This is a genomic window from Candidatus Ornithobacterium hominis (genome assembly GCF_900538215.1).
Taxonomy (GTDB): domain Bacteria; phylum Bacteroidota; class Bacteroidia; order Flavobacteriales; family Weeksellaceae; genus Ornithobacterium; species Ornithobacterium hominis.
The window spans coordinates 48210-62000 of record NZ_UNSD01000006.1; the positions used below are offsets into that span (position 1 = coordinate 48210).

At 34.7% G+C, this 13791-nt stretch carries 8 protein-coding genes and 1 other RNA gene; all 9 read right to left on the reverse strand.

Features of this window, described 5'->3' with window-relative positions; all coding sequences use genetic code 11:
- Positions 1-55: 55 nt before the first annotated feature.
- Positions 56-1306, reverse strand: a complete 1251-nt coding sequence (locus D5J18_RS06380) for a DUF4302 domain-containing protein (protein ID WP_165844973.1) — start codon at positions 1304-1306, stop codon at positions 56-58.
- A 4-nt stretch (positions 1307-1310) separates the two neighbouring features.
- Positions 1311-2222, reverse strand: coding sequence for a zinc-binding metallopeptidase (locus D5J18_RS06385; protein ID WP_119058180.1), 912 nt, complete (start codon positions 2220-2222; stop codon positions 1311-1313).
- A 29-nt stretch (positions 2223-2251) separates the two neighbouring features.
- Positions 2252-3817: a RagB/SusD family nutrient uptake outer membrane protein gene (locus D5J18_RS06390; protein WP_119058181.1), complete on the reverse strand. Its 1566-nt coding sequence runs from the start codon at positions 3815-3817 to the stop codon at positions 2252-2254.
- Positions 3818-3829: 12 nt separating this feature from the next.
- Entirely contained in the window at positions 3830-7159 is a 3330-nt protein-coding gene (locus D5J18_RS06395; protein ID WP_119058182.1) for a SusC/RagA family TonB-linked outer membrane protein, read from the reverse strand.
- A gap of 729 nt (positions 7160-7888) precedes the next feature.
- Positions 7889-9718, reverse strand: coding sequence for a membrane protein insertase YidC (gene yidC, locus D5J18_RS06400; RefSeq protein WP_119058183.1), 1830 nt, complete (start codon positions 9716-9718; stop codon positions 7889-7891).
- A gap of 5 nt (positions 9719-9723) precedes the next feature.
- On the reverse strand, positions 9724-11343 hold the full coding sequence (gene pyrG, locus D5J18_RS06405; RefSeq protein WP_119058184.1) for a CTP synthase: 1620 nt from the start codon (positions 11341-11343) through the stop codon (positions 9724-9726).
- A 189-nt stretch (positions 11344-11532) separates the two neighbouring features.
- Positions 11533-11631: signal recognition particle sRNA small type (gene ffs, locus D5J18_RS06410), an RNA gene on the reverse strand.
- A gap of 61 nt (positions 11632-11692) precedes the next feature.
- Positions 11693-12277: an acyl carrier protein phosphodiesterase gene (locus D5J18_RS06415; protein WP_119058185.1), complete on the reverse strand. Its 585-nt coding sequence runs from the start codon at positions 12275-12277 to the stop codon at positions 11693-11695.
- A gap of 85 nt (positions 12278-12362) precedes the next feature.
- Positions 12363-13724, reverse strand: a complete 1362-nt coding sequence (locus tag D5J18_RS06420; protein WP_119058186.1) for a tetratricopeptide repeat protein — start codon at positions 13722-13724, stop codon at positions 12363-12365.
- Positions 13725-13791 lie beyond the last annotated feature (67 nt).

Sequence of the window (13791 nt, forward strand, 5' to 3'; positions counted from 1 at the left end):
AGCAAGGCTTTCAAAAATTTTTGAAAGCCTTGCTTTTTTTGACTAAGATTTCTAGTTAGGAGTTTCTTCTATTGAGAACAAACCAAAAACTTGGATTATCAACACTAATGAGCTTCACTTGTGTTGGGTTTTTAGCATCGTTTAGCTCAAGTTTATAAGGAGTATTTTTTGTGAAAATATCCTTCAGTGGGTTTAAATGACGATAGAATCTCCAGTTAGTACTTTCTCCTGCTTCTTTTATCTCTAAGTATTCTTTACCTAAACTACTTCCGCTAAAGTTTAATGAAAATGCAGCAAGATAAAATTTAGTTCCTTTTCCAGTTATAAATTGAATGCCGACTTCTTTTCCTCGTTTTCCAAAGAAGATTTTAGATAGAAGTGTTTCGTCTTCCTTTTTCAGATTTTCTTCAAAAACACTTTGAAACGTCTGCTGGATGATATCTGCTCGCTGCTCTGGGATTGAAATGTCTAATTCCCATCCCGTTGAGCTTAAATCAATTGCTGGAACGAAGATTTTGAGTACAAGATCTCCATTATCGGGAAGCATTTGTGTTTTTTCCTCGTTGAAGTTAAAATTTTGATATTTTTTTCCAAAAATTTCAACGGGTTCATAGAGTGAGATTCCTTTATCGGTATAAATGAATGCTTCTGCTATCAATTTATTTTCACCATTTTCTTGGAATGAAAAGTGAATTCTGCGTTCATTGATGTTTACAGATATATTGTTGCCTCCAAGTTCACCTATAATTTTTGCTATGGGGAGGAGATTTCGGTTAGCAGTTACTTTGTTGTTATAATCTGCCCAAGATTCTTTTAATTTGATAAAGCGCATTTTATTGCGTGTTTTTCTACCCATGATGTTAATGGTATCATTTGTAGAAGAGTCTAGTAAATTATACTCAAATTCTCCCCCAAATGCTTGATATCTATCAGCTGTAGGGGTTGCGAAAAAGTGTGCATAGTTATTGTAAGTGTCTAAGGATAAATAAACTCCACTAGATTGCTTGATGGCGTAAGTTGACGTTAGGATATTTGTTGTAACGTCTAGAAACTCATAAGAGGTCTTTAGTGTATTATTATCTTCAAAATTGAAATAGAAATTATGCCCACCATGCTGTTGATCGCTAGAAGGGAAGCTCTGAAGAACCCAACCGTGCTCAGAATTTTTTAAGATCTCATTAAATCTATTTTTTTGTTCTAAGAACCTTTCTGTAGGATTCTTATCAAAAGTAGGTGTAAAATCTTCGGTACAGGAACTTGACAGGAAGCCAACAATTGCTATAAGTAAGTATTTTATATTTTTCATCTTTTTAGGCATTAGTTTTATTAAGATCTATTTCGTTTAATTTAGCAGCTCTTCTCAGTACTTCATCTCTTAATTTATTAATATCAATAGACCATTTTTCTTCCATATAGGTGGAAATGATATTCATTTTTTGATTGATTTTGGTAGCTCCTTCTTTTCCGGCTGCATTTAATTTTTCTTCCCATTTTTCTGGTGAAGTAGTAATGTAATGAGCTATTAATTCTACAAAATCTTCATTTCTTTCTTTGGATGAATAATCGCTAATGAATCCTTTTTTCAGAGATTCTCCGTCTTCCCATGCTTTGTTCCACTCTCCACCTACATAGTCAGTTTCACTAATTTGTTGAAAAGCAGGTGTGTAATCTACTGTTTGGTGTAAAATGTGTGAAAATTCGTGAAAAATAGTTCTAAAATAGAACTCAAATAACCTTTGAATGATTGGTTGCAGCTCTTCTTCTGTTTTACCTTGAATGTCATTTAATTGATTAACATCATATAAGGTGATTTTAACGCCACCTTCTGCTGTACCGAGTACCATTGTTCCGTTGTTTCTGTAAGCAGCAGAACCGACGAGCATGATGGTTTTTGGGAAATATTTTTTCAGAAAATCATCAGGGGCTACAGATTCGTAAGCATCTAAAGCTAAGTATTTTACAATATTAGCCATTTGCACTGATTTAGAGAGACGAGCCGGTACAAGGGCGTAGTTTGTGTCTGATTCTTTATCATCCCATTTGTAGATAAACTTAATATTATATTTATCTGTAAAAATGGTTTTAAGATATTCATCAAATTCGGTTTGTTGTCTACTGTCAATAGTGATGACATCAACGTTTTTATCTACATTATCTTCTTGGCAGCCACCTAATAAAAGGAAAGCACCCAAAAGCATACTTGTAATTTTTATATTTTTCATGATTTATATTTTTTTTATAGTTATGATAATTATCTAGGATTTGCTTCTAAACCTGCAGAAATTACATCAGCGGGTAATTGTAATGCTCTTCTTGGGTCATTGGGCTTTAGTGATTCTGCTATGCGAGGTATACTTGATGCATCATACTGAATTCTAAAAACTTCTATCCCATAGCGTTTTAAATCAAACCATCTTAGACCTTCATGAATGGTTAAAATTCTTCTACAGTGTAGCAAGTAATGGATTAGATTTTCCTGAGTTCCTGCACTTACTGTAAACGCTGGGTTTAGTTTATTCTTCACGCTTAGTGTTTCACTGCTAGCATAAGGAATATTGTCATAGAACTGGTTATTTTCTTCGATGCTCACTTGCGTATTTACTTTATAGAAATTAGATGTCCATAAATGAATGTCTTTTAGTCCTTCATCAAACTTTCCTTGCAGAATTCTAGCTTCGGCTCTCACCAAAAGTGTTTCCTCTGCATGCAAAGGAGTTAAAACACTTCGATTATATCCAGTTCCAGTGACAGGATCTGTATATTCAAATAGATAAGGCATTTTATGTAATAAAACTTTATCTAAGTTAGTGGCAGGGTAAACGCTTGGGCGAACGTGAAAACTTGAACTTTCAACACCATTTGGTGCCCAAGGCATAGGTGCATTGAAGGTAAGTTTATCATTCACAAACTGGGTGTGGCTAAATCTCCCCCCAGTGTAGTAAGCTCCAAAGATTAAGCCAATGTTTGAAGTAGAAGTTTGAAGCAAATAGTTTGAATTGTCCTCAAAGTAAGCTTTAGAAAGAACCTTAGCACTTTTAGAGAGTGTGCTCATTTTTTCCCAGTTTCTTAGCTTTGGGGTGTTGCCTAATGCTAGGTCAGCATATTTTTCTGCTTTGTCCCATTTTTCATAGAAAAGATAAAACCTTGCAGCAAATGCGTAAGCGGCACTTTTTGTAAAGTGGAATTTACTTACTTTGTAAATTTCATCATTAATTAAAGGAAGTCCGGCTTCTAAATCTCGTTCAATTTTTTCATAGATAGAAGCAACACTTTCTCTTTTATAGGTAGGGTTAAGTGTTTTCTCAGGCTTTTCCATATAAACCACGCCTAGGTCGCTACCACTATTTGCTGGGTTATAATTTTTTGAAAAAACATTGACCAAGAGAAAATGTAAGTAAGCTCTTGCGACCAAAGCTTCTCCTTTCTCTGCAGACAAATCTTCCTTGCCATGGTATTCTTCTATCGAATGAAGAGCTTGGTTGGCATTTGCAATGGATAAATAACATTCTTCCCAAAAATTCTTTAGGTCATCGTTATTGATTTCTGTAATGTCTTTCCAATAAGAGATTTGCTCAAGAATCCGCTGAGTATTGGGGTTTGAAATTCCATAATCAGCAATGTTGTCAGATGAAATTTCAGTTACTAGAGCGTAGCTGTTCTTGGATAAATAAGCAGAGTTTAGTAACTTCTGAATCTTAACTTTAGAATCAATTTGAGTTCTATTGTCGGGGAGCTCATCTAAATAATCATTACACGAGGCAAAAGTTAATAAAGATAAAGCAGCTATGATTTTTGTTTTAAATATATATTTTTTCATTTTTCTAAATTTTTATAATCCTGCTCTTAGGGTTAATGTAAATTGCTTTGGCACAGGGAGTGCAACACCACCGGAGTTAATGAATTCCGGATCTTGCCCCTTTAGCTTCTTATCAGCATAGAGTAAGAATAAGTTTGTAGCTTGTAATTTTAATGATAAATTTCTAAAGCCTATATTTTTTATTAGATTATGAGAAAAGTCATAAGATAATGATACTTCTTTTAGTCTAATGAAATCACCGCTGGCAATTCTACTGGTAGAGTAGTTATAGGCGTTGTAAGCAATGGCTAAGTCATTACTACCATAAGCGTTAATCATCCTTTTATCAGCCAATACTGGAATATTGGTGCGTTTTTCATCTCCAGAGACAGTCCATCTGTTTTCGAAGTCTCTTGGCAATGCAGCTAAGTCTGAGTAAGAATTACTAAATACAGGATTTAATCTTACTACGTTACCAAAGGAATAAGTAGTGAAAATATTTAACTTAAAGCCTTTGTACTGGAAGGTGTTGCCAAAACTACCTACATCTGTAGGGTCGGCATTACCTGAGTAGACTAAATAGTCTAATTTTTCTCTCTCTTGGAAGTAAATGTCAGTTACGGTAGTTTCTCCATTTTGATTTAAAAATGTAGGTAGACCTTCTTCGTTCAAGCCTTGGAAAGGGATGGAGAAAATAGACCTCACAGGCAGGCCTTCTTTAGCAAAACCATTGCTAGTAACTAAATCAATCGTACGAGCACGTGTTTTCAGATTGGTTACTTTATTCTTAATTTTTGAATAAATAAAGCTTGTATCCCAGCGGAAATCATCTGTTTTGATGTTTGTTGTCTGTAGAGATAACTCAAGTCCGCTAGACTTCATATCAGCGATGTTACCAAACTTTTGAATTTGCCCACCCAAGCCTTGTGTTGTTACAACGCCAATCAAATCATAATTGTTTCTTTTATACCAATCTGCATTGAACATAATTCTATTGTCTAAAAAGCCCGTTTGTAATCCTAAGTTCAACTCATGTTTTTTCTCATAAGTCAGTTCGCTATTCTCTAATTGATTGATGTATAGCGAGCCTTCTCTATACTCAGATAATGGTTTCCAGTAATTTGAACTCCTGATATCAACCAAAGAGTTAGTCACGCTCGCAGGGCCTCTATCTGCAGTTAAACTATATGAAGCTTTAACGATTAAATCTGAAACAGTTGGGTACAAATCATCAAAGAAATTTTCACGAGAGACATCCCAAGCACCAGAGATATTCCATGTAGGTAACCACCTAGCAGATCTGGATTTCCCTAGTTTATTTGTCCCTTCATAACGTAGTGTGGCGTTTAGCGTATATTTCTTTTTCCAAGAATAAGTTGCATTAGAGAAGAAAGCTAAGTTTCTATATTTGGAATTGTAAAGCCCATAATACAAATTGTTTTCTTCAACCCCTTTTTTAAATAATTCATAGATATAAAAAGGATTTTCGCCCAAAGAGTATTGCATTCCCCACCCAGTGAAGTTATTTCTCTTTCTATCGGCAGCATTCATCTCTGCACCTAAATAGAAATTAACGGTATGAATATTATTGAATTCATTTTTATAAGAAGCCGTAGCACGCATATCATAACCATACATAGTATGATCAGTTTTTGAGTAGATACCACCTGCCGGCAAAACACTAATCGGAAGAGCATAAGGATTGTCAGGATTGGTGTATAAATACGGGTTATTATCTCTCACCGTTGTATTAGGCATTGCACGATAAGCTTTTGCTTGGTTAGAGAATTCAGTAACGTGATGCTCTTGTGAAGTGCTTTGATATTTGATTGCTCCTAGAAGTGATGTTTCAACAGACTTTATAGGTTTCCACTTTAATTCTGTTTGGAATTTTAAATCAGCAACATTGATGTCAATATAATTCTCATTTAATTCATGTTTAATATTAAAAGGAGCATAATTTCTAGTATAGAATTTATCAGGATCTAATGTTCTGGAAGAATTCAAAGCAAAAGAATATGGATTTATATCAAAATCTCTTTTTACCTTACCAGAAACTATATCAACATCTTGAGCTAAAGTTCCAGGGGCTTTTTGCTTACGGTAAGAACCGCTGCTCAATACCATTAAATTTAAATTATCTCTGATTTTAAAATTAGAATTAAAATTCGCTGTATATCGATTAACATTACTAGACAACGTCCATCCCGGGTCTACCAAGGCACTCAGAGAGGCATAATATGTTGATTTTTCTGTACCAGAAGACAAACTAACAGAGTGGCTCTGTGAAATATTCGAATTAAAAAGTTGCTTAAACCAATCTGTATTTCGGTACTGTGCTTCTCTCAAGAAAGCCGCTTTGCTCTCTGGTGTGTTTGCCAAAAGGAAATTTCCATTTGAATCCAATTTATTTAGTAACTCATACATTTTACCATAAATACCACTTTCTCTAGCATTTACCAAGTCGCTGTAGTTTAGCCATCCTGCATTTCTCATTTCCTCATATACAGATATTTGCTGTTGGGAATTCATGATATTAAAATTAGAATAACTTGGTATTTGGCGGTAAGTAAATTCGCCTGTATAGCTAATATTGCTCAGGCCAGCAGAACCTCTTTTGGTCGTAACCACAATCACACCAGCCATAGCTCTTGCCCCATAAATTGATGTAGCCGAGCCATCTTTTAGAATCTCAAAACTCTGGATATCATCTGGGTTTAGCCCAGCAATTGCGGAGCTAATCAAAGTCAAAGCATCACCAGAAGCCAAATCATCAGCATTCATTTCTACAACGTCTTCCATAATGACGCCATCCACCACCCATAGCGGCTTAGAGCTACCATAAATAGAGGTGGCACCACGCACACGGATTTTTGGTGCAGAACCAAAAGACCCCGAAACATTCTGAACAGTCACCCCGGCCGAGCGCCCCTCAAGACCACGGCTCACATCTGGTAAACCATCAATTTTTACCGAAGAGGCATCCAATCGATCAGAAGCTCCAGTAAACAAACGCTTATCTGTAGATGTGATTCCTGTAGTTACAACCTCACTAAGCTCCTGAATATTGCTATTCACTAAAGTGACATTCATTGCCTTAGTTGATTTACCAACCTTTTCTGTTTTCTTAGCAAAACCGATGTAATCAAAAACAATCACATCACCTTCTTTTGCCTGAATGCTATAATTCCCATTCTCATCACTCAAAACTGAATTTTCAGTTCCTTGAACTGAAATAAAAACTTCCTGCAGTGGGAAACCATTACTGTCAACCACCTGTCCTTTAATTGTTCTTTCCTGTGCGAATACAAAACTTAAACTGCACAAGAGAAGAAATAAATTAAATAAAAATCTACGCTTCATACTAAATTAAATTTATTTTTAAAAATTTTAGTTAATTATTTACCTTCTCATCAAAATTATTTAATAAATCACATGCTTAAATTCAAACTTAAATTCAAAAAAATGATAAATCCTTTAGGCTTTGAAAAATTATGATGAATGCCAAAAGTAAAAATATTTTTAACTAAACCAAAAAGAATTAAGATTTTTTTTGAGTATCTATATTTTTAAAACCACTGATTTTTGAATAAACGATAATATTATAATTTTTATTTGAAAAATCATCAAAAAACACTCAAATATCACAGGGTTATTTAAAAGATATTTAACAAAAAAAAAATAAAAAATTTCTAAAGCCTTTAAAAATTAGAGATTAGACTCTTGGGCTCAAGGGGGTATTTGCCCGTAGCGTATTTGGAAAATAAAATAAAAAACTTACTCATGGAATTACAATAATTAGCGTATTCATTTTTTTATTGAGAACGCTATTGTAAGAATATCAATTTATCATCGGTTTAATAAGGAAAGAATAAGATTTAAGAAGATGGAGAAAATAATTGTATTCTTTTTCGTAGGAGTTGTATTAACGATTGCACATAATAATGATTTTTTTGAATGAATCAAACAAAAATTATTTAGTGTATGTTGTTATTAATCTTAATGATAATTGTTATCTACTACAATATGAAAAAGGCTAATGGTAAATAAAAAAGTAGCCGCCCCAATTTTTTCTATTGAGACGGCACTTTTTTATTTAGTCTTTTTATTTTTCATTTCATTTTGAATGCGCTGTTGCTCTTGAGCCTGTCGCATTGCTTCGTCCAATTTCTGAGCCCATTTGCTTTTTTTCTTCTTACGAGGATTTTTCTTGTTTGCTTGGATTTTCGCATGTATTTTTTCATCATCGATGAACACATTTTTTATCAAGAAAACCAAGCCAATATTAATTGCATTTGAAACAAAATAATAAAGTGAAAGGCCTGATGCATAGCTGTTTAAAAAGAAAATGAAGAAAATCGGCATTATCATCATCAGCTTACGCATATCGGGCATACCCTCCTGCTGAGGAGCGGAAATCATATTGCCCGAGATACGGAAATACAAAATCATCGTTACTACATACAGTAAGGCAAATAAACTCACATGGTCTCCATAGAATGGAATATTGAAAGGTAAATCTAGAATAGAATCATAAGCCGTTAAATCTGTTGCCCACAAAAAGCTTTTTCCTCTTAAATCAATCACATTCGGGAAAAAATTAAATAAGGCGTAAAAAATTGGAATTTGCAAAAGAGCTGGCAAACAACCTGCCATTGGGTTTACGCCTGCAGTGCGGTAAAGCTTCATGGTTTCTTGCTGGCGTTTCATTGTGTTTTCTTGCCCTTTGTATTTTTGGTTGATTTCTTCCATATCAGGCTTTAGCACCTTCATCATTGCACTTTGCCGGTACTGGCGGTACATAATGGGCGAGGTGATGAGTTTGATGAAAACAGTAAGCAATGCAATCACCCATCCGTATTTTAACCCCCAGGTAGCCATGAATTTAAAACTTGGTAGAATAATCCATTCATTAATCCAGCCAAAAAATCCCCAGCCAAAAGGAATGATTTCCTGAAAATCTTTTTTGTAATCTTTCAGTAAATAATAATCTAAGGGTAAGAAATGCCATTGCATTTGTTCATTTAGCTCTCCATTGACGCTAATGGGAGCAAAAAGAGTAAAGGTTTTAGAATAAATGGAATCTTCTGCTTCTTCAACGGCAATTTTCACATTTTTAAAGCCTTGTTCTTTTTCTAAAATTGTGCTGAAAAATTGTTGCTTAAAGGCGATCCAATCTACACTTTCTTTGGCCTTGGCTTCAAAGCTGCTAGAAGTGTAATCAACATCATTATAATTATTTAAGCTATAATAAAATTCCGTGTATCTTTCTTCCCAAGATTTCCCCTTTTCTTGGCTCAAAGCATGTAGCGTGAAGTTTAAATCGACTGTTTTATCAGGGGAAATTTTATTAAAACCTTGCGAACGTAAGTTGAAATCTAAATCAAAATCATTTTTTAGCGTATATTCATATTGAATTTCTCCACCATTTTCTTGGGTGCTAAAAATAATGGTATTGCCATTTTTTAAGGCTTTAAAATTTCTCTTGCTCAAGTCTACTTTTCTTCCTTGAGTATCGGTAAAATGAAACCCGAAAGTTGAATTCTGATTGTCGATTAATAGCAATGGTTTTTGATGATTTTCAGAGACTTCATCATAAGCATTATAATTTTTTAATTCTGCGTGAACTAGTTGAGCTCCTTTAGATGAAAATTTTAATAAAATTTTATCGTTCTCTAGTGTGAAATTTTCAGTGGGTGTTGTGTCGAAATCTGTGCTTTCGCCAGAGGAGTCTGCTGCAGCAGAATTTGCTGTATTTTTTTGTGATACTTCTTTTTGTTTCTGCTCTTGGATGAGCAGTTCTTGCTTTTGAGCTTCAATTTCTTCTGGTGTTGGTCTGGTTAAAAAATAATAACCTAGAAAAATTACAAACATCAAGGCAAAACCAATGATTTGGTTTTTATCAATTTTCTTTTCCTGCATTTAAATCAATTTTTTTTGTATTCTAAGGCTGCTTTGATAAATTCTATGAATAAAGGGTGTGGCTGAGCCACAGTACTTTTGTACTCTGGGTGAAATTGTACCCCGATGTAAAACGGGTGATTATCGTATTCCACCGTTTCTACCAAACCTGTATCAGGATTTGTTCCCGTCAATCGGAAGGCAGCGCGGTCAAAATCATCGTAATACTCATTATTGAACTCATAGCGGTGGCGGTGCCTTTCTTTAATTTCTTTAGTCCCGTAGATTTCTGCAATTTTAGACCCTTCTTTTAGTCTACAATCCCAGTTTCCTAGGCGCATAGTTCCGCCTTTATTAGTCACATTTTTTTGTTCATCCATCAAGCTGATGACTGGATGTGGTGTGGTAGGATTAGTTTCTGCACTTTCCGCTTCTTCTAATCCTAAAATGTTTCGGGCAAATTCTAGAACCATCATTTGCATTCCTAGGCAAATTCCAAAGAGTGGAATACCATTTTCTCGAGCGTAGCGGCAAGCCAAAATTTTACCGTTTAGTCCACGGTCTCCAAAACCAGGAGCAATCAGGATTCCGTCTACATTTTTTAATTTATTTTGAATATTTTCTTCATCCAAATCTCCTGAGTAAATCCACTCTACTTCCACGCGAGTATCTAGCGCTGAACCTGCATGGGTAAAGGCTTCTGTAATAGACTTGTAGGAATCTTGTAACGAAACATACTTTCCTACCAAAGCAATTTTCACATTATTTTCAGGATTCTTATGCTTATGGAGGAAGTTTTTCCAATTAGTTAAATCCGCTTCTTCTTTGATTTCCATGTGGAGTCCTTCCAATACAATTTTATCAAAATTCTGCTCTTGTAGCATCAACGGGACATCATAAATGGTTTTAGCATCCAAACATTGAATTACACTGCCTTGCTTCACATTACAAAATTGAGCTAATTTAGAAAGCAAAGATTTGGGCAACTCATGCTCGGTACGGCAAACCAAGACATCGGCTTGTATCCCGCTTTCCATCAGGTAGCGTACACTATGCTGAGTTGGCTTTGTCTTTAACTCTCCACTGGCAGCCAAGTAAGGAACCAAGGTTAGATGGATAAACAAGCAATTTTCTTCACCAATATCCCATCGCAATTGGCGAATAGCTTCTATATAAGGTAACGACTCTATGTCGCCCACCGTTCCACCAATTTCTGTGATGATAATATCATAATCACCTTTTCGGCTCAACATTTTGATGCGCCGTTTGATTTCATTGGTAATGTGTGGAATAATCTGTACCGTTTTACCTAAATAATCTCCTCGGCGTTCTTTTTCTATTACAGATTGATAAATCTTACCTGTGGTAACGTTATTAGCCTGAGAAGTTGCTTGATTGAGGAAACGCTCATAATGTCCCAAATCCAAATCGGTTTCAGCACCATCTTCGGTAACATAACATTCCCCGTGTTCATAAGGATTTAAAGTTCCTGGGTCGACGTTGATATAAGGGTCTAGCTTTTGTATAGTGACTTTGTAACCTCTTGATTTTAAAAGCAAGCCAAGCGAAGCTGCTACAATTCCTTTCCCTAAAGAAGAAGTAACTCCACCAGTTACAAAAATGTATTTCGTTTGTTTATTTTCCATGAGCCATGAGTGAAAATCAAATGCAAAAATAGGTTTATTTAAGCTGAATCACAAAAGCAGTACCTGAAAAAGTATTAGAACTTATTTGAATTAGGATGAAATATTTTTTATAGAACTTAAGCTTAATAGCTTATGCTAAAGTTTTTAGAAGATTTTTAAATAAATAAAATTTAAATAGCCTAAAAAGAAAAAAGGCAAGCTACCTACATCACACCGCTGCGACCACCTACCCTTGCTACGTTCCCGCCCTGGGGGATTCAGCAGGAGCTGGTTGTGTAGGACTTGCCTTAGAAGCGCAAATATACAAAGTTTATTTTTCTCTGAAAAACTATTGAGCCTTTATTTTTAATTATTCCAAGGCTAAAAAATTTTTTGAAGCCTTTAAAATTTTAGGGAAAAACTCGTTAAACTCTTGATTAAAAGCTTCTTCTTGCACATACAAATCCTTCACTGCCATGTGCATATTGTTGGTAAATTTGGTTCGTTTGCTCAGATGTTGAAGCGTGATTTCTAAACCCTCTAGAGTTCCATATTTCTCAAACCAATCATATTTTACCATAGCTTGGGTGGTTTTGAGCAATCTAGATGGGTAAATATCTTTGTGTTCTAAGAGTCTTTGGTAAACATTTTTTTTAAAGCTTAAAAAATTTTCATCAGAATACTTTTCCCAATTTTTAATCAATAAATAATCATAAAAAATATCAATGATAATGGGCGAGTACTTTCGGTATTTTTGGTGCAGCCGTGCTGTGCTACGTTTTACGGTTTCATCTGTATCAGTGAAATTATCAATAAAGCGATGCAACAGAATTCCGGTAACGATCTCTGGTGAATAGTCTTCAAAATTTCTCCCCTTTACAACTTCACCCAAATGGTTGCCAACTTGCCATTTAGGCTGATTGAAGGATAATAATTGATGTGCAACAAGATTCATTAGCCAAAAAAATAAATGAAATTCATTTTATGATTTTTTATGAAAAAGATTAATCCTAAACACCAAATTTCAATAAATTTTTATGTTACTGCAATAAATCTGAATTCTTTAGAATAGGATATTTTTGAATCATTTCATCAAATAAGCGAGAATTTTTCTCTTTAGCTAATTTTAAATTTTCTTTACCTCGCTTTTGGTCTCGTAGCAGAAAATAGCAGTTGCTCAATTGGTAATAGCTCTCTGCACGATTAAATTTCTGGATGGAATTTTCTAGCTCAAGAATAGCTTTTTCATAATGCCCCAATAGAATCAAAAGCTCGGTAAAAACGTAGGAATTCAGGAATTTTCCAGATTCCATTGCCAAAATAATTTCATACTCTTCTAATGCTTCCTCTAAAAAACCTAGCTGAACGTTGAGAGAAGCTAACTTTTTACGGTAATTTAAATTCGGAGAATCTAGCTCCAATGCTCGAGAAGTGTAATGACGTGCTTCTTCTAAATTTCCTAATTTTTCATAAATTGCAGCAGCGCCAATCCATGCCAAGTCCAGCTGAGGATCCTCATGAATGGATTGTAAATAAAATTTTAAAGCCTTAAAAAAATCTTCCATTTTCTCGTACATACGGGCAATCCTCAGATGTGTGTAAGCGGCAGAATCATCAAATTCTAAGGCTTCAATGTAGGTTTCTATCGCTTTTTCAGGATTGTTTAGCTTTTCATAGCAAGTCCCCATTTGCATCAGCCCAGTAATGCTTTTGGGGTTGATTGCAAGAGAAAATTCCAAGGCATTTAGAGCCTCTTTATAATTCTTTATTTTCATGTACTGCATCCCCAGTTCAAACCAAGCAACATCATGGTAAGGGTCATAATCAATGATTTGCTTCAAGAATTCAATGCATTCTTTGTGCAAATGAATTTCATTAAAACACTCGATGCAAGAATAAAAAGCAATCTCATCATCCATACTGATTTCTAATGCCGCTTTGAAATAAAACAAGGCTTGGCCAATTTCACCTATCGCTAAGTATTCATTGCCTAGGCAGTGGTAAATGTAATCCTCTTCTTCGCCAGCATCTAGTGCCATTTTGTAAAAGCGAATCGACATTTTATGCTGATTTTTTAGTGACCAAAACTTCGCCTGTGCAATCACAAAATCCAAATTCTGGTCTGGGTACTGCTTCAATTCTTCAATTAATTCAGCACTTTCTTTCAGCAAATGAAGTTCAATCAAAAGTTCTAATTCTTTGATTTTGAAAACATAAAGATTAGGATGCAATGAATTAGCATAATTCAATGCCTTCTCTGCAAAAGGTAAATTACCGATGTCAAGATAATAGCCAATGATGTCTTCCATCTCATTGGTATCAAAATAATAGTTTTCATTTGATTCTATCATTTCCTCAAACCGAAGAATTAATTCATCTTCCCAAAATTCCTCTTCTCCCATACTGATAAAAGTAAAAACTTATTTGATTTCTACATCAAATCTCAAGTTTTGTTTATAAACAATTCGT